We start from the raw sequence: 18,242 nt of genomic DNA on the forward strand, positions 1-18,242 counted from the left end.
CACCCGGGTGCAGGTGGCTTGCAGCCGGGTCGCCAATGCCGGGCGTGAAACTGCTTACAGTGCAGCCCAGCCACCAGGAGACACCATGAACGCCCCGACGCCGGCCGCCGCCCTGGCCGAGCCGGCCCACGCTGACGCCGCCCAGCGCACCGCCCGCCAGCAGCAGGTGGTGGCGGCCCTGCGCGGCCTGCTGCCGGCCCATGCGCTGCTGCACCACCGCGAGGACACCGTGCCCTACGAGTGCGACGGCCTCACCGCCTACCGCGCCCTGCCGCTGGCCGTGGCCCTGCCCGAGACGGAAGCCCAGGTGGCCGCGGTGCTGAAGGCCTGCCACGCCATCGGCGTGCCGGTGGTGGCACGCGGCGCGGGCACCGGCCTGAGCGGTGGCGCCATGCCGCACGAGCTGGGCGTGGTGCTGTCGCTGGCCAAGTTCAACCGCATCCTGAAGGTCGACCCATTCAGCCGCACGGCGGTGGTGCAGTGCGGCGTGCGCAACCTGGCCATCAGCGAGGCCGCCGCGCCGCACGGCCTGTACTACGCACCCGACCCCAGCAGCCAGATCGCCTGCACCATCGGCGGCAACGTGGCCGAGAACTCCGGCGGCGTGCACTGCCTGAAGTACGGCCTGACGGTGCACAACGTGCTGCGGGTGCGCAGCTTCACCGCCGAGGGCGAGCCGGTGGAGTTCGGCAGCGAGGCGCTCGATGGCGCCGGCCTCGACCTGCTGGCGGTGGTGATCGGCAGCGAAGGCATGCTGGCGGTGACCACCGAGGTCACCGTCCGGCTCACGCCCAAGCCGCAGCTGGCGCGCTGCATCATGGCCAGCTTCGGCGACATCCGCGACGCCGGCAACGCGGTGGCCGCAGTGATTGCCGCCGGCATCATCCCGGCCGGGCTGGAGATGATGGACAAGCCGATGACCGCCGCGGTGGAAGACTTCGTGCACGCCGGCTACGACCTGGATGCCGCCGCCATCCTGCTGTGCGAGAGCGACGGCACGCCGGAAGAGGTGGAAGAAGAGATCGGTCGCATGCTCGCGGTGCTGGAAGATTGCGGCGCCACCCGGCTGCAGGTCAGCGAGAGCGAGGCCCAGCGGCTGAAGTTCTGGAGCGGCCGCAAGAACGCCTTCCCGGCCAGCGGCCGCATCAGTCCCGACTATATGTGCATGGACTCGACCATCCCGCGCAAGCGGCTGGCCGACATCCTGATCGCCATCGCCGAAATGGAGAAGAAGTACGACCTGCGCTGCTGCAACGTCTTCCATGCGGGCGACGGCAACCTGCACCCGCTGATCCTGTTCGATGCGAACGACCCGGATCAACTGCACCGCTGCGAGCTGTTCGGCGCCGACATCCTGGAGACCAGCGTGGCCCTGGGCGGCACCGTCACCGGCGAGCATGGCGTGGGCGTGGAGAAGCTCAGCAGCATGTGCGTGCAGTTCAGCCCCGCCGAGCGCGAACAGATGTTCGGCGTCAAGCGCGCGTTCGATGCCGCCGGCACGCTGAACCCGGGCAAGGTGATCCCGACGCTGCACCGCTGCGCCGAGTACGGCCGCATGCATGTGAAGAAGGGGCTGCTGCCCTTCCCCGAGCTGGAGCGGTTCTGACGATGGCAGCCGATGCCGCACTCGATGCCCTGATCGACCAGGTGCGCGCCGCGCGCGCCGACAAGACGCCGCTGGCCATCACCGGCGGCGGCACCAAGGCCTTCTACGGCGGGCCAGTGCAGGGCACGCCGCTGGATGTGACGCCGCTGGCCGGCATCAGCAGCTACGAGCCCAGCGAGCTGGTCGTCACCGTGCGCGCCGGCACGCCGCTGGCCACGCTGGAGGCGGCGCTGGCGGAGAAAGGCCAGTGCCTGCCGTTCGAGCCGCCGCGCTTCGGGCCGGCATCCACCGTGGGTGGCATGGTGGCCGCCGGCCTGGCCGGGCCGGCGCGGGCGGCGGTGGGCGGCGTGCGCGATTACGTGCTGGGTGCCACCCTGCTCAACGGCCAGGCCGAGGTGCTGAGCTTCGGCGGCCAGGTGATGAAGAACGTGGCCGGCTATGACGTGTCGCGTCTGCTGGCCGGCAGCCTGGGCGTGCTGGGCGTGCTGTGCGAGGTCAGCCTGAAGGTGCTGCCGGTGCCGGTGGCCAGCGCCACACTGCGCTTCGAGCTGGACCAGGCCGCGGCGCTGAAGCAGCTCAACACCTGGGGCGGCCAGCCGCTGCCGGTGAACGCCAGCGCCTGGTGGGACGGCATGCTGGTGCTGCGGCTGTCGGGTGCGGCAGCCGCGGTGCAGTCGGCCCGGCGGCGGCTGGGCGGCGAGCCGGTGGACGATGCGCTGGCGGCCTGCTTCTGGCAGGGCCTGCGCGACCAGACCGACGAGTTCTTCATCGGCGCGCACAAGGCGGTGCAGGCCGGCGCCACGCTGTGGCGGCTGTCGGTGCCGCAGACGGCGCCGGCGCTGGCCCTGCCGGGCGAGCAGCTGCTGGAATGGGGTGGCGGCCAGCGCTGGGTGGTGACCACCGCCACCGCGGCCACGCTGCGCGAGGCGGCGGCGCGGGTGGGCGGCCATGCCAGTGCCTTCCGTGGCGGTGCGCCGGGTGACGCGTTTGCGCCGCTGGCCGCGCCGCTGCTGCGCATCCACCAGGGGTTGAAGGATGCCTTCGATCCCGACCGGATCTTCAACCCCGGCCGGTTGTACCCGGGGCTGTGACCATGGCCGGCACGCCCGCCGCCACGCCGCACAGCATGGCGCAGTACTACCGGCAGCGCGCGGCCTGTTACGAGCGGGTGTATGCCAAGCCCGAGCGCCAGGCCGACCTGCGGGCGATGGAGGCCTGGCTGCCCGGGCTGTTCGCCGGCCGGCGGGTGCTGGAGATCGCCACCGGCACCGGATGGTGGACACCGCATGGCGCCGCACAGGCCGCGCACTGGCGCGCCACCGACCTGAACCCCGAGACCCTGGCCGTGGCCCGCGCCAAGCCGGCGATGCCGGCGGGCGTGCAGTTCCAGACCGTGGACGCCTACACGCTGGCCGAACTGGGCGATGACACCTTCGACGCGGCGTATGCCGGCTGCTGGTGGAGCCATGTGCCGCTGGCCCGCCTGCCCGCCTGGCTGGACACCCTGCACGCCCGGCTGGCACCCGGCGCGGTGGTGGTGATGCTGGACAACCGCTTCGTGCCCACCAGCAGCACACCCATCACCCGCAGCGACGCCGACGGCAACACCTACCAGCTGCGCCCGCTGGACGACGGCAGCACCCACGAGGTGCTGAAGAACTTCCCCACGCCCGACCAGGCGGTGGCGGCCCTGGGCCCGCGGGCGCGGGACGCGCAGTGGGTGGACTGGACCCACTACTGGGCCCTGGTCTACACGCTGTCATGACCCTGCTGCACGGCCTGGCGATCCTGCTGCTGTGCCAGTCGGCCGGCGAGGCGCTGGTGCGCCTGCTGCACCTGCCGCTGCCCAGCCCGGTGCTGGGCCTGCTGCTGCTGATGGCCGCCCTGGCCTGGCCGCGGCTGCGCGCGCCGGCCGGCCAGGCGGCCGATGCGCTGCTGCAGCACCTGTCGCTGCTGTTCGTGCCGGTGGGCGTGGGCGTGATGACGCACCTGGCCCTGCTGTCGCAGCATGGGCTGCGGATGGCGCTGGCGCTGCTGCTGTCCACCTGGCTGGGCCTGGCCGTCACCGGCTGGGTGCTGGATGCCCTGCTGCCGGCCGAGCCGGCCCCCGCGCCATGACCACCACCCCCGCGATGCAGGAGGTGGTGCAGCTGTGGGTGTACCTGTCGGCCACGCCGCTGTTCGGGCTGACGGCCACGCTGAGCGTCTACCTGGCAGCCCAGGCGGTCTACCAGCGGCTGGACCACGCGCCCTGGGCCAACCCGGTGCTGTGGACGGTGGTGGCGCTGGCCGGCCTGCTGCTGGCCACCGGCGTGCCCTACCCGGCCTACTTCTCCGGCGCGCAGTTCATCCATTTCCTGCTGGGGCCGGCGGTGGTGGCGCTGGGCTGGCCGCTGTGGCAGCGCCGGGCGCAGCTGCGCCAGCGTGGCCTGGCCCTGCTGGCCGCGGCGCTGACCGGCGGTGTGGCGGCCAGCGCCAGCGCGGTGGCCATCGGCTGGGCGCTGGGCCTGCCGGTGGAGGTGCTGGCCTCGCTGGCGCCGAAATCCACCACCGCGCCAGTGGCCATGGGCATCGCCGCGCAGCTGGGCGGCATCCCGGCGCTGGCGGCGGTGCTGGCGGTGCTGACCGGCCTGGTCGGCGCCATCAGCGGCCCGTACCTGTTCACCCTGCTGCGCATCCGCCGGCCGCTGGTGCGCGGCTTTGCACTGGGCACGGCCAGCCACGGCATCGGCGCGGCCCGCGCGCTGCAGGTGCACCCCGATGCCGGCGCCTACGCCGGCCTGGCCCTGGGCCTGCAGGCGGTGCTGGCCGCGCTGCTGATGCCATTGCTGGCCGGCTGGCTGACCTGACCCCATCAAGAACCCGAGACAACGCCCCGCGATGCAAACCAACCTGGCTCCCGAGTTCCAAGGCACGCCCGACGGCGAGGCGGCTGAGGCCATCCTGCGCAAGTGCGTGCACTGCGGCTTCTGCACCGCCACCTGCCCCACCTACCAGCTGCTGGGCGACGAGCTGGACGGCCCGCGCGGCCGCATCTACCTGATGAAGCAGGTGCTCGAAGGCGCCGCGCCCACCCGCGCCACGCAGCAGCACCTGGACCGCTGCCTCACCTGCCGCAACTGCGAGAGCACCTGCCCCAGCGGTGTGGACTACGGCCACCTGGTCGACATCGGCCGCAAGATCGTCGAGGCCAAGGTGCCGCGCCCGGCCGGCGAACGCACCGTGCGCTGGCTGCTGAAGGAGGGCCTGACCTCGCCGCTGTTCGGCCCGGCCATGGCCGTGGGCAAGCTGGTGCGGCCGCTGCTGCCGGGCACGCTGAAGGACAAGGTCCCCGGCGCCCGCCATCCGCGCGCCGGCCAGTGGCCGAAGAAGGAACGTGCCCGCAAGGTGCTGATGCTGGCCGGCTGTGTGCAGCCGGCGATGCTGCCCAACATCAACGCCGCCACCGCCCGCGTGCTCGATGCCATCGGCATCCAGACCGTCATCGCCGACAAGGCCGGCTGCTGCGGCGCGCTGCGCACCCACCTGAACGACCACGCCGGCGGCCTGGACGACATGCGCCGCAACATCGACGCCTGGTGGCCGCTGGTCGAGGCCGGCCAGGTCGAGGCCATCGTGATGAACGCCAGCGGCTGCGGCGTGCAGGTCAAGGACTACGGCCATGCGCTGGCCGGCGATGCCGCCTACGCCGAGAAGGCGGCCCGCATCAGCAGCCTGACGCGCGACCTGAGCGAGCTGCTGCCCGAGATCGTGGCCGTGCTCAAGCCCCGCATGGCCGATGCCCAGCCCGGCAGCCTGGCCTTCCACCCGCCCTGCACGCTGCAGCATGGCCAGCAGCTGCGCGGCGGCGTGGAGCAGGGCCTGCGGGCGCTGGGCTTCGACGTGGCGGTGGCGCTGAACGAGCCGCACCTGTGCTGCGGCTCGGCCGGCACCTACAGCGTGCTGCAGCCCGAGCTCAGCCACCAGCTGCGCGACCGCAAGCTCGGCCACCTGGCCGAGCTGCAGCCCACCGCCATCGTGTCGGCCAACGTCGGCTGCATCCAGCACCTGCAGAGCGGCACCAGCACGCCGGTCAAGCACTGGGTGGAGGCGCTGGACGAGGCGCTGCATCCGGCCCCTTGACCACGGGGGCGCAGCGCCGGGCCACGTGACGCCCGCGTGACGCCTGCCCGCCTACAACGGCGGCAGGACGACACGATGGAGCGCACGATGACCCGACGTTGGCCCACCGCTTGGCTGCTCGCCGCAGCCACCCTGCTGGCCGCCTGTGGCGGCGGCAACGACCCGGCCACCGGCGATGCCGGCCAGGCGGAGCGCCGCAGCGGCCAGGCGCTGCTGGGCACCGGCGGCGGCCGGGTGCTGGGCATCGACGGTGCATCGGTCGAGGTGCCGGCCGGTGCGCTGGGCGCCGACGCCACCGTCGGCATCGCGCGCGACGACACCGGTGCGCCACCGTTGCCGTCGCGCTTCGTGCCGGCCAGCAGCACCTTCGCCGTCACCCCGCACGGCCAGAACTTCCGCCAGCCGGTGACGGTGCGCATCCCGTACGACGCCGGCGCACTGCGCGCCGACCAGCGCCCGGCGGTGTTGAAGGGCAGCCCGGGCCAGCGCTGGCAGCTGCTGATGGACGCGGTGGTCGAAGACGGCACCGTGGCCGTGCAGGTGCAGAGCCTGTCCTACTTCGTCGTCGTGCCGGTGCCGCGCGCGGGGCTGATCTCCGGGGCCGGGACCGGCATGCCGGATCCCGCGGTGTCGACAGTCCAGGTGCGGCTCGACAATGGCTGGAGCGCCCTGCCCGTGACCGGCAGCACCGCCCGGCTGGTGCAGCAGCCGGCGGCCGACACGCCGGCCCAACTGCGCATCACCGCGGCCATCGGCAGCGCGTCGGACCTGGCCAACCTGTGCAGCGGGCAGTTCGTCATCGGCAACGTCACCCGCAGCGGGGTGGTCTACCGCCTGCCGGGCGACGTCGCCGGCGTCAACCGCATCGCCACCGACCCGGCCAGCGAGCGCGCGTCGCGCCTGGCGGCCTACGTGCCCGACAGCGCCACCTGGCTGATCTGGGGCGACGAGAGCACGCCGCTGGCGCGTGACACCGCCTACAGCTCGCTGGAGACCATCAACGCCGCCTTCAGCCAATGGGACCCGCCTGACCCCGACTTCTGGACCGGCGAGCCCACCACCGACCTGCCGGCCGACGCGCTGGTCGACGCCTGGGGCACGCAGCACCGGCTGGGGCTGGTCTGCATCGAAGGCTGGGGCGGCTGGGAACTGCCGATCGCGGTGCAGCCGATCATGGTGGTGCGCGCCTTTCCGATCGACAGCGTGCTGATCACCGCGCATCCACCGGCGCGCATGGACCGGCTGGTCGGCCAGCTGGTGACCCTGCCCTCGGCCTGGGTGGCGCCCGAGGCCGCCACGGCGCAGTGGCAGCAGCGGCTGCGCGACAGCACCACCTGGGCGGCCGTGCCCGACGTGCAGTTGCTGCCCGGCACCACCACCGTCGCCCCCGGGGTCTGGCAGTTTCTGGACGACAGCCTGCTGCTGTACGGCACCGCGCGCGCGGCCGACGACGGCACCAGCTACCGCCTGCGGGTGTGCGCCAACACCCTGCCGGTGCGCTGCGCCTACAGCCGTGAAAGCCAGCTGCGCGTGTCCAGCAACTTCCCGGCGCCGGTGATCACCACCCAGCCGGTCGGGCGCCAGTACAACACCGGGCAGGTGGTGGACATGACGGTGGCCTACCGCGGCCTGCCGCTGCCCGACCGCGTGACCTGGCAGACCCGGTTGTCCGACACCGACCCCTGGGTCGACGTGGGCGCGGGCTACCGCAACCTGCGCCCCAACTACCCGATCGAGGGCGACGAGGCCAGCACCGACCGCCTGACCGGCCTGCAGCCGCTGACCACCGCCGACCGCGGCCGCCAGTTCCGCGCCACCTACACCACGGTGGCCGGCACGGCCACCAGCGACGCCGCCAGCATCCAGGTCACCACCGGCCAGGCGCCGCCGGTCTTCACCGCGCAGCCGGCCGCCGCCACCGTCAGCGCCGGCAGCGCGGTGCTGTTCGCCACCGCCGTGGGCGGCGCGCAGCCGATGTCGTACCAGTGGCTCTTCAACGGCGTGCGCATTCCCGGGGCCAACGGGCCGCTGCTCACGCTGCACAGCGTCAATGCCGCCAACGCCGGGCTGTACCAGCTGGAGGTGAGCAATGTCGAAGCGACCGTGCGCAGCACTGCCGCGCGGCTGACGGTGACGCAGGGCGCCCTGACCGGCATGCCGCCGGTCATCACCGGGCAGCCGGTGTCGTTGACGGTGGCGGCCGGCACGTCGGCGAGCTTTGCGGTGTCGGCCGGCGGCGGTGCGCTGGCCTACCAGTGGCAGCGCGACGGCATCAACCTGCCCGGCGCCACCGCAGCGGTGCTCACCATCCCCAGCGTGGCCGATGCCGACCGCGGTGCCTATGCGGTGGTGGTGTCCAACGCCAGCGGCGTGGCCAGCAGCCAGGTGGCGCTGTTGAACGTCGGCCCGGGTGGCACGGCACCGGTGCCCATGGCACCGGTCATCACCACGGCGCCGGTGGGCGTGGCGGTGCTGGTGGGCCAGCCCGCCCTGCTGGCGGTGGCTGCCAGCGGCAGCGGGCCGCTGGCCTACCGCTGGCAGCGCAACGGTGTGGATGTGGCCGGCGCCAGCGCTGCGGTGCTGCGCATCGATGCAGCCCAGGCCGGCGATGCGGGCGACTACACGGTGACGGTCAGCAATGCCGCCGGTGCGGCCACCAGCACCGCGGCCGGCCTGGTGGTCACCGCGGCGCCCGGTGCGCCCACCATCACGCTGCCGCCGCAGGCCCGCAGCGCGGTGGACGGCGGCAGCGCCACCTTCAGCGCCAGCGTGGCCGGCAACCCGGCGCCGCAATGCCTGTGGCTGCGCAACGGCACCGTGATCCCCGGCGCCACCGACTGCAGCCGCCACACCACGCCGCCGCTGACGCTGGCCGACAACGGCGCGGTCTACACCCTGTTTGCCTCCAGCGCCGGTGGCCATGTGTTCGCCCAGGGGGCGGTGCTGACCGTCTTCACGGGCGTGCCGCCGGCCATCACGCAGCAACCCACGGCCCAGACCTGGCGCACTGACGCCATCGTCTTCAGCGTGGGCACCAGCGGCACCCCCGCACCGGCCATCGACTGGGCGGCCGACAACGAGCGCATCGGCACCAGCGGGCGGTACGTGCTGGGCGCCTGCAGCTTCGACTTTGTCGCCAGCGGCCCGGCACTCACCCTGACCGGCGTGGCCGAGGCCTGCATCGGCACCCGCTTCTTCGCCATCGCCCGCAACGACGCCGGGCGGGTGGAAAGCACCAGCGTGGCCATCACCGCACCGGTGGTGGTGGCGTCGCGCCTGGCGGGGCTGCCCGGCAGCACCGGCAGCGCGGACGGCCCGGCCGACGTGGCACGCTTCAACACGCCCAACTACCTGGCGGTGGCACGCGACGGCAGCACAGCGGTGGGCGACTTCGGCAACAGCACGGTGCGCATCGTGCTGCCGGGTGGCACCGTGCGCACGCTGGCCGGCAGCCCGGGCGTGTTCGCCCATGCCGACGGCACCGGCAGCGCGGCGCGCTTTGCCGGCAACGGCGGCCTGGCCTTCGACAGCGCCGGCAACCTGTTCGTCAGCGACTGGGACAACCATGTCATCCGCCGCATCACGCCCGACGGCGTGGTCAGCACCTTCGCCGGCAGCCCGGGGGTGCCAGGCAGCGCCGACGGCACCGGCGCGGCGGCGCGCCTGCGCAACCCGAACGGTCTCGCCATCGATGCCGCAGACAACCTGTATGTCGTCGACTGGGGCAACCACACGGTGCGCAAGATCACCCCGGCGGGCGAGGTCAGCACCTTCGCCGGCGCCGCCGGCTTGGTGGGCAGCGCGGACGGCACCGGCGCGGCGGCGCGCTTCCGCACGCCCGGTGCGGTGGCCATCGACGGCGCCGGCAACCTGTATGTGACCGACATGTTCAACCATGCGGTGCGCAAGATCACGCCTGCTGGGGTGGTCAGCACGCTGGCCGGCCAGCCGGGCTTGGCCGGCAACGTGGACGGCACCGGCAGTGCCGCACGCTTCGACACCCCGGCGTGGATCGCGGCCACCGGCGACGGCACGCTGTTCGTCGTCAGCGCAGCCGGCGACACGGTGCGGCGGGTGTCGGCCGGCGGCGTGGTCGACACCGTCGCGGGCGTGGCGGGCGACAGCAGCGTGCTGCGCCTGGGCGCCAACCCGCGCCTGCGCAACGCACGCGGCGTGTGGGCCGTCAGCGCCCGGGAACTGCTGCTCAATGCCGACCATGCGCTGATCCATGTGCAACTGCCCTGACGAGACGGTGCGAACATCGCCGGCGCGATGCCAACGCTGACCCTTCTTCTGCACGGCACGGCCCGTGTCGTCGCCGCCGACGGCCGCGAGACGGTGCTGGAACGCCGCGCCGCCGCACTCTGTGCGCTGGTGGCGCTGGAGCCCGGCTTCGCGCGCGAACGCGCCGCCGGCTGGCTGTGGCCCGACTCGTCGGACCCGCGGCGCAACCTGCGCCAGCAACTGCTGCGCTTCAAGCAGCAATGCGGCCAGCCCGTGCTGGATGGGGACGACCGCCTGCACCTGGCCACGGGCGTGGCGCTGGGTGTTGCAGACGGCCCGCTGCTGCAGGGCCTGGACTACACCGACAGCGCCGACCTGGCAGCCTGGCTCGACGCCCGCCGCCAGGCCAGCGCGCTGCAGCAGACCCAGGCACTGCGCGACGCGCTGGCCACGGCCGAAGCCGCCGGTGACCTGGACAGCGCACTGGCCGCCGCCACCCGCCATGCCGCTGCCGACCCCGACAGCGAGGCCGCGGCCCGGGAACAGATGCGCCTGCACTACCTGCGCGGCGAGTCCGCCGCCGGGCTGGCGGTGTTCGACCGCCTGCGCGCCCGCCTGGCGGCCGGCTATGGCAGCGAGCCCGCTGCGGCCACCCGGGCGTTGGCCGACACCCTGCGCCGCAACACCGGGCCGGCACCGGCCACGCCCATGGCGCCCGCCAGCCTGCCGGTGGCCTTGCAGCGCCCGCCGGTGCTGGCCGGGCGTGATGCCGAACGCGCCGCCGTCCAGCGCGCCTGGGTCGACGGCCGCGCCGTGCTGCTGGAAGGCGAGGCGGGCCTGGGCAAGAGCCGGTTGCTGGCCGATTTGGCCGGCGGCGCCCACATGCTGCAGGCGGCTGGCCGGCCCGGCGACAGTGGCGCGCCCTATGCCACGCTGTCGCGTCTCCTGGCGCCGCTGTGGCGCCAGCAGGCGCACGGCCTCGGCGGGCCGCTGCAGGACGCGCTGGCCCACATCGCGCCCGGCGCCGTGCCCGCACCAGGCACGGCGGCGCTGCGGCCGGGCCTGCTGCTGGCGGCGGTCGACGCGCTGCTGGCGGTGCACGGCATCGACACCATCGTGCTCGACGACCTGCACTTCGCCGATGCCGCCACGCTGGAGCTGGCCGCCGGCCTGGCGGCCGGCACACAGCCGGCGCGCCGCTGGCTGCTGGCGCAGCGACCCGCCGAGTCACCCCCGGCCGCGCAGGCGCTGCGCGACGGCCTGGTCGAACTGCAGCGGCTGGAGGTGGTCACGCTGGCGCCGCTGAACGAGGTGGCAGCGGCCACGCTGGTCGACGCGCTGGCGATCGACGGCCTCGATGGCGCGGCCATCGCACCCGCCCTGGTGCGCCACACGGGCGGCAACCCGCTGTACCTGCTGGAGACGCTGAAGCAGGGCCTGCAGGACGGCAGCCTGGCACGCGGCCAGTTGCCACGGCCAGGCTCGGTGGGCGCGCTGATCGAACGCCGCCTGCAGCGCCTGAGCGAACCCGCCATGACGCTGGCCCGCGTGGCGGCCATCGCCGGCATCGACTTCTGCATCGAGCTGGCCGAAGCCGCCACCGGCCACAGCGCGGTGCAGCTGGCCGGCCCCTGGGCCGAGCTGCAGGCCGCGCAGGTGCTGCGTGACGAGGCCTTTGCCCATGACCTGGTGGCCGACGCCGCGCGCCGCAGCGTACCGCCGGTGGTGGCGCGCCGCGTGCATGCGCAATGCGCCGACTGGCTGGCCGCGCGCGGTGCCGAACCGGCGCGACTGGCCGCGCACTGGCTGGAAGGCGGCGTGCCGGCGCGGGCGGGCGATGCCTTCACCGCCGCGGCCCAGCGCGCCGAGCGCGCCGCGCGCCTGCAGGAAGAAGCCACGCTGCATGCCCAGGCCGCCGATGCCTATGCCAGCGCCGGCATGCAGGACGCCTGCTTCCAGTCCCGCTGCCTGCGGGTGCGCGCGCTGCAACATGCCGACCTCGGCGACCAGGCCCTGGCGGAATGCCGCTTGCTGGCCGAGACCGCCCGGACCGACGCGCAGCGCATCCAGGCCCTGGCCGCGCAATGCGACCTGCTGACCGAGCGCGGCGAGTCCGAGGCCGCCGTCACCGTGGGCGAGGCCGCGCTGGCACTGGCGCGCCCGCCGGCTGAAGGCGAATGGCCGGTGCGCATCGCCTGCCACCTGGCCACGTCGCTGTGCCGCCTGGGCCGTGCCGACGAGGCGCTGGCCCTGCTGCTGCCGCTGCGCGCCTGGGTCGATGCCCAGCCCGACGAGGCGCTGCGCATGCTGTGGCATGGCGAGTGGGCGGCCACGCTGGGCCACCGCGGCCGCCGGCGCGAGGCGGTGGCGGCCTACGACCTGGCGCGTGCTGCCGCGCGCCGTGCCGGCCTGCGGGATGCCGAAGGCCGGCTGCTGCTGAACTGCGCCGTCACGCTGCGCCAGGGCGGCCAATTCGATCGTGCGGTGGCGCTGGCCACCGAGGGCCGCGCCCTGTCGGGGACCGACCTGGGCGGCGGCCAGGGTGCACCGATCGACCGCCTGGTGGTGGCCCGCGACGAGGCCGAGACCGGCCGTTTCGCCAGCGCGCTGGCGGCGCTGGAAGACCTGCTGCCACTGTTTGCGCGCAGCGGCGCCGGCTTCTGGCAGCAGGCCACGCGCATGGTGCTGGTGCGGCTGTGGCTGGACCTGGGCCAGCCCGGGCGGGCCGTGCCGCTGCTGCGCGACCCGCCCGACGACCTGCCGCCCTGGCTGCAGGCCGACCGGCTGCTGCTGCAGGCCGACCTGGCGCGGCTGCTGCAGCAGCCGTTGCCGGCTGGCGCGGTGCAGGCCGCACTGGCGCTGGCCGCCAGCGACCCGGCGCGCGGCCCGCTGCTGCGGGTGCGCGCCTTGCGGCATGCGCCAGCGCCGGTGCGGCAGGCCGAGGCCGCGCAACTGGCCCCGGTGCTGCGCGCGTCCGAACGGTTCGGTGCGCTGATGGGCCTGCATGTCCATCTGGCCGAGGCCGCGCTGGCCGCCGGTGATCCCGGCGCTGCGGCAGCGGCTGCAGCGCAGGTGCTGGCGTTGTTCGACGGCGGCTGCGCACCCGATTCCATGTACCGGGCCGAGGCCTGGTGGGTGGCACACCGCGCGCTGGCCGCCGCCGGCCGCCACGACCAGGCCGCCTTGGCGCTGCAGCAGGGCACCAGCTGGGTCACCCGGCAGGCGCTGCCCCATGTGCCACCGGCCTTCATCGACAGCTTTCTGCACCGCAACCCGGTCAACAGGGCGCTGCTGGCGGCGGCAGCAGGCTGATGCGCGGCCGACTGGCGGCGACCCAGGGCCAGCCCCGACAAGCGCAGCAGCCGTTGGTTGGTATCGTGGGGCCGTTCTGGCCTCCCTCGACGACCATGCATCCACTGCACCGAATGCGCACCCGCCTGGCCCGGCTCGGCCTGGTGACCCTGTGGCCCTGGATGACCCTGGTGGTGGCCGGTTGCGCCAGCCCGCCCGCGGCGCCACCCGAGGCGCCGCCGCAGGCCCAGGCCTGCCCGGCCGGCGTGCCCGCCGGTGCACGCTGCCTGCGCGGCCAGGATTCGGCCTCGGCGCACTACCTGATCGTGGTGCCGGCGCAGTGGAGCGGCGTGCTGGTGGTGCATGCCCACGGCGGACCGACGCTGGGCCCGCCCAGCGCCAAACGCAACGACGAGGACATCCAGCGCTGGGCCATCACCGTGCGCGAAGGCCATGCCTGGGCCGGGTCAGTGTTCCGCCAGGGCGGCTTCGCCGTCACCACCGCGGCCGAAGACACCGAGCGGGTGCGCCGCATCTTCGTCGACCATGTGGCCAAGCCGCGGCGCACGCTGCTGCATGGCCAGTCCTGGGGCGGCATGGTGGCCACGCGCGCGGCCGAGCTGTTCCCGAAGTCCTGGGACGGCATCCTGCTCACCAGCGCCGTGGTGGCCGGGCCGGCCACCTACGACTTCCGGGTGGACCTGCGCGCCATCTACCAGCACCTGTGCAACAACCATCCGCGGCCGGACGAGCCGGCCTATCCGCTGCCCATCGGCCTGCCCGCCGACAGCAAGCTGACCGCCGCCGACCTGGCCCAGCGCGCCACCGATTGCCTGGGCACCGGCAGGCCGGCCGCCCAGCGCACGGCCGAGCAGGCGCAGAAGCTCAAGACCATCGCCACGGTGCTGAAGATCCCCGAAAGCTCGGTGGCCGGGCACCTGAACTACGCCACCTTCACCTTCCGCGACATCACGCAGAAGAACGGCGGCGTCAGCCCGTTCGGCAACGCCGGCGTGCGCTATGCCGGATCGGCCGACGATGCCGCGCTGAACGCCGGCGTGCCGCGCTTCCAGGCCGACCCGTCGGCCGTGGCGCGGTTTGCGGCCGACACCGACCACCGCGGCCGCTTCGCCGCGCCGGTGCTCACCGCCCATGGCGTGGGTGATGCCACCGTGTTCGTCGAAGGCAGCGACACGCTGCGCCAGCGCATGGTGGCCGCCGGCAACGGCGGCCGGCTGGTGCAGACCTTCGTGGACTCCAGTGAACACAGCTACTGGGGCGATGCGATGTACCCGCCGCTGTTCGAGGCCCTGCTGGCCTGGGTCGACCAGGGCCGCGCACCCAGCCCAGCCGGCATCGCCGACCGCTGCCGGCAACTGCGTGCGGCGCAACCGGCCGACTGCCGCTTCCTGCCGGCGTTTGTGCCGCAACCCCTGGCGACGCGCGTCGTGCCACGCTGACGATCGGTAAGATGGTGTCAACCAGCACTGACACCTCGCCGCCATGACCACCCATGCCCATGCCATCGTCTTCGACGCACCGCAGACCCTGGCGGTGCGCAGCCTGGAACTGAAGGCCTTCGAGGACGCCGATGTGGAGGTGGCGGTGCAGCACAGCGGCATCAGCACCGGCACCGAGCGGCTGCTGTGGGACGGCACCATGCCGCCCTTCCCCGGCCTGGGCTACCCGCTGGTGCCGGGCTACGAGACGGTGGGCCAGGTGGTGCGGGCGGGGCCGGCGGCTGCGGTGGCCGTCGGCAGCCATGTGTTCATCCCCGGCTCCTACAGCTTCCAGGGCGTGCGCAACATCTTTGGCGGCGCCGGTGCGCGGCTGGTCGTGCCGCACGACCGGGTGGTGCCGGTGGCGGCCGACCTGGGTCCGAAGGCGGTGCTGCTGGCGCTGGCCGCCACCTGCTACCACGCGATCGCCATCGGCGGGCAGCGCCAGCCGCTGATCGCCCCGGGCCTGATCGTCGGCCACGGCGTGATGGGCCGCTTGCTGGCCCGCATCACCCTGGCCCTGGGCCTGCCCGCGCCCACGGTGTGGGAGACGCAGCCGGCGCGCCGCCTGGGCGCCACCGGCTACGCGGTGATCCCGCCCGAGGACGATGCACGCAAGGACTACGCCGCCGTCTACGACGTGAGCGGCGATGCCAGCCTGCTCAATGGCCTGATCGGCCGCCTGGCCCCCGGCGGCGAGGTGGTGCTGGCCGGCTTCTACAAGACCGACCTGGGCTTCGCCTTTGCGCCGGCCTTCATGCGCGAGGCCAGCATCCGCATCGCCGCGCAATGGAAGAAGCACGATCTGCTGGCGGTGACGGCGCTGGTGGCGTCCGGCGCGCTGTCGCTGGACGGCCTGATCACCCACACCCTGAACCCCGGCCGCGCCCGCGAGGCCTACGAGGTCGCCTTCAGCGACCCGCAGTGCCTGAAGATGATGCTGGACTGGACCGCCTGATGGCCGCCGCCGCGGCCGGCCAGCGCGTGCTGGTGCTCGGCGCCACCGGCACCATCGGCCAGGCCACGGTGCGTGCATTGCGGCGGCAGGGCCACAGCGTGGTCTGCTTTGTGCGGCCGCGTGCCGGCCCCGGCGGGCGGCTGGCGCAGGCCGACATCGCCCGGCTGCTGCCCGGCGCCACGCTGCGCGTCGGCGACGTGACCGACCCGGCATCCCTGGCGCGCGACGCGTTCTGCGGCGAGCCCTTCGATGCGCTGGTGTCCTGCCTGGCCTCGCGCACCGGCGCGCCGAAGGACGCCTGGGCCATCGACCACGCTGCCCATGTGCTGGCACTGGCGGCGGCCCGGGCCGCCGGCGTGCGGCAGGTGGTGCTGCTGTCGGCCATCTGCGTGCAGAAGCCGCTGCTGGCCTTCCAGCAGGCCAAGCTGGCGTTTGAACGGGAACTGATGGCGTCCGGCCTCACCTGGTCCATCGTGCGGCCCACCGCCTTCTTCAAGTCGCTGGCGGGGCAGGTGGCGCGGGTGCAGCAGGGCAAGCCCTTCCTGCTGTTCGGCGACGGCGCGCTGACCGCCTGCAAGCCCATCAGCGACGACGACCTGGGCGACTTCATCGCCGGCTGCCTGACCGACGCCGGCCGGCAGAACCGCGTGCTGCCCATCGGCGGCCCGGGCGAGGCCATCACGCCGCGCCAGCAGGGTGCGCTGCTGTTCGCCGCGGCGGGCCTGCCGCCGAAGTTCAAGCAGGTGCCGGTGGCGCTGATGGACACCATCATCGCGGTGCTGGGCACGGCCGGGCGGCTGCTGCCGGCGCTGGCCGCCAAGGCCGAGCTGGCGCGCATCGGCCGCTACTACGCCACCGAATCCATGCTGGTGTGGGACGCCGCCGCCGGCCGCTACGATGCCGCGGCCACGCCGTCCTTCGGCAGCCAGACGCTGGCCGGCTTCTACGCCGACCTGCTGGCCGGCCGCACGACGATGGAACGCGGCGACCACGCCGTGTTCTGATCAGGGCCAACGCCCGCCCGCGCCGCCCCGCGCGGTGCGCCTGATCCACCGCTTCGCGCCTGACGACATCGGACATTGCCATGCCTGCCTGGGCCTTGCTTCTTCCACTGGGTGCTGCCGGCCTGCTGGCCGCCAGCCTGGGCCTGACCATGGGCACGGCCCTGGCCGCCGCCTGCGCGGTGGCGCTGATCGGCGCGGTGATCGCCGCGGTGCACCATGCCGAGGTGGTGGCCCACCGCGTGGGCGAGCCCTTCGGCACCCTGGTGCTGGCGGTGGCCATCACGGTGATCGAGGTGGCGCTGATCGTCTCGATGATGCTGGCCGGCGGCCCCGACACCGCCACCCTGCCGCGCGACACCATCTATGCGGCAGTGATGATCATCTGCACCGGCGTGGTGGGCATCTGCCTGCTGGCCGGCGGCATCAGCCACCATGAGCAGACCTTCCGCATGGAAGGCACCAACTCGGCGCTGTCGGCCCTGGTGGCCCTGGCCGGGCTGTCGCTGGTGCTGCCCAGCTTCACCACCAGCTCGCCCGAGGGCACCTACACCCTGTCGCAGCTGGTCTTCGTGGCCGCATCGTCGCTGGCGCTGTGGGCGATCTTCGTCTTCGTGCAGACGGTGCGCCACCGCGACTACTTCCTGCCGCCGAAGAACGCCGCCGACGAGGACGTGCATGCCGCGCCGCCGTCCAATGCCCTGGCCCTGGCCAGCTTCGGCCTGTTGCTGGTGGCGCTGGTGTCGGTGGTGGGCCTGGCCAAGCAGCTGTCGCCGATGATCGAAGCGGCGGTGGTGGCCGCAGGCGCGCCCAAGGCGGTGATCGGCATCGCCATCGCCCTGCTGGTGCTGTTGCCCGAGACCTGGGCCGCCGTGCGTGCCGCACTGGCCGACCGGCTGCAGACCAGCATGAACCTGGCCCTGGGCTCGGCCCTGGCCAGCATCGGCCTGACCATCCCGGCGGTGGTGGTGACCGCCACCGTGCTCGACCTCCCCCTGGTGCTGGGCCTGGCGCCGAAAGACCTGGTGCTGCTGGCCCTGGCCTTCCTGGTGGGTGCCATCACCCTGGGCACCGGTCGCACGAACATGATGCAGGGCGCCGTGCACCTGGTGCTGTTCGCGGCCTTCCTGTTCTTGTCGCTGGTGCCTTGAGGCGGTCGGGGGCGGCTTGGGGCTCGTTGCGGTCGTTGCCGACTCGCCATCTCCGGCGCGAGGCCAAGGCCGCCGGGTACCTCGCCGACTCCATGTCCCCCGTCCTACACGCCGCAAGCGGCGAATAGGACTCCGCCTCTACTTCCGTCGGCCAGGTACCCGCCGTCCTCGTCCAGCCTCCGTCTCCGCGTGGGGCGAAGGCCTCAGTGGTGGCCGAGCGTCGGATCGGGTGGGCCTGTTTTGCGGAGGTCAAGACACCGTTTTGCGTGTCAAGCGGCGCTTGGCTTCAGATGGTCAGCATTGAAGGGCTTGCCAGATCGCAGCACGCCGTAGGCGATGGCCAGCAGCTTGTGCATGCACGCCACCACGATCACCTTGCCCGGCTTGCCT

General features: G+C 73.6%; 12 protein-coding genes and 1 pseudogene. 12 read left to right on the top strand and 1 reads right to left on the bottom strand.

The features are described from left to right. Positions 1-85: 85 nt before the first annotated feature. From FFT10_RS22685 to FFT10_RS22740, 12 genes are all read left to right on the top strand, one after another. Positions 86-1,606, top strand: coding sequence for an FAD-linked oxidase C-terminal domain-containing protein (locus FFT10_RS22685; RefSeq protein ID WP_137735164.1), 1,521 nt, complete (start codon positions 86-88; stop codon positions 1,604-1,606). A 2-nt stretch (positions 1,607-1,608) separates the two neighbouring features. After that, positions 1,609-2,697 (top strand): glycolate oxidase subunit GlcE, encoded by a 1,089-nt coding sequence (glcE, locus tag FFT10_RS22690; protein ID WP_174246140.1) that lies wholly within the window; start codon positions 1,609-1,611, stop codon positions 2,695-2,697. Between the two features lie 2 nt (positions 2,698-2,699). After that, positions 2,700-3,371 carry a class I SAM-dependent methyltransferase gene (locus FFT10_RS22695; protein ID WP_228027254.1) on the top strand — a complete coding sequence of 224 codons (672 nt, stop codon included), beginning with the start codon at positions 2,700-2,702 and terminating at the stop codon, positions 3,369-3,371. Then, positions 3,368-3,724 (top strand): CidA/LrgA family protein, encoded by a 357-nt coding sequence (locus tag FFT10_RS22700; protein WP_137735165.1) that lies wholly within the window; start codon positions 3,368-3,370, stop codon positions 3,722-3,724. The genes FFT10_RS22695 and FFT10_RS22700 overlap by 4 nt, the downstream gene beginning before the upstream one ends. 14 nt (positions 3,725-3,738) lie before the next feature. Then, complete coding sequence (locus FFT10_RS22705; protein WP_137735179.1) at positions 3,739-4,455, top strand: LrgB family protein; 717 nt, start codon at positions 3,739-3,741, stop codon at positions 4,453-4,455. A 31-nt stretch (positions 4,456-4,486) separates the two neighbouring features. Beyond that, positions 4,487-5,728, top strand: a complete 1,242-nt coding sequence (glcF, locus tag FFT10_RS22710) for a glycolate oxidase subunit GlcF (protein WP_137735166.1) — start codon at positions 4,487-4,489, stop codon at positions 5,726-5,728. Positions 5,729-5,815: 87 nt separating this feature from the next. Further along, positions 5,816-9,973 carry an immunoglobulin domain-containing protein gene (locus tag FFT10_RS22715; RefSeq protein ID WP_162520886.1) on the top strand — a complete coding sequence of 1,386 codons (4,158 nt, stop codon included), beginning with the start codon at positions 5,816-5,818 and terminating at the stop codon, positions 9,971-9,973. A gap of 27 nt (positions 9,974-10,000) precedes the next feature. After that, entirely contained in the window at positions 10,001-13,264 is a 3,264-nt protein-coding gene (locus FFT10_RS22720) for an ATP-binding protein (RefSeq protein ID WP_137735168.1), read from the top strand. Positions 13,265-13,377: 113 nt separating this feature from the next. After that, positions 13,378-14,703, top strand: coding sequence for an alpha/beta fold hydrolase (locus FFT10_RS22725; protein WP_137735169.1), 1,326 nt, complete (start codon positions 13,378-13,380; stop codon positions 14,701-14,703). Between the two features lie 43 nt (positions 14,704-14,746). Next, entirely contained in the window at positions 14,747-15,700 is a 954-nt protein-coding gene (gene bchC, locus FFT10_RS22730) for a chlorophyll synthesis pathway protein BchC (protein WP_137735170.1), read from the top strand. Beyond that, the gene (locus FFT10_RS22735) at positions 15,700-16,704 is read left to right on the top strand and encodes an NAD(P)H-binding protein (RefSeq protein WP_137735171.1); all 1,005 of its coding nucleotides are present in this window, start codon (positions 15,700-15,702) and stop codon (positions 16,702-16,704) included. Before bchC ends, FFT10_RS22735 begins: the two co-directional genes overlap by 1 nt. Before the next feature lie 80 nt (positions 16,705-16,784). After that, positions 16,785-17,852, top strand: a complete 1,068-nt coding sequence (locus FFT10_RS22740; RefSeq protein ID WP_137735172.1) for a calcium:cation antiporter — start codon at positions 16,785-16,787, stop codon at positions 17,850-17,852. Between the two features lie 269 nt (positions 17,853-18,121). On the opposite strand, the pseudogene FFT10_RS27835 reads toward FFT10_RS22740, so the two are convergent. Next, positions 18,122-18,242 (bottom strand): annotated as a pseudogene (locus FFT10_RS27835) (IS110 family transposase); the annotation flags it as partial.

The sequence above is a fragment of the Pseudaquabacterium pictum genome, assembly GCF_005403045.1.
Classification (GTDB): Bacteria; Pseudomonadota; Gammaproteobacteria; order Burkholderiales; family Burkholderiaceae_C; genus Pseudaquabacterium; species Pseudaquabacterium pictum.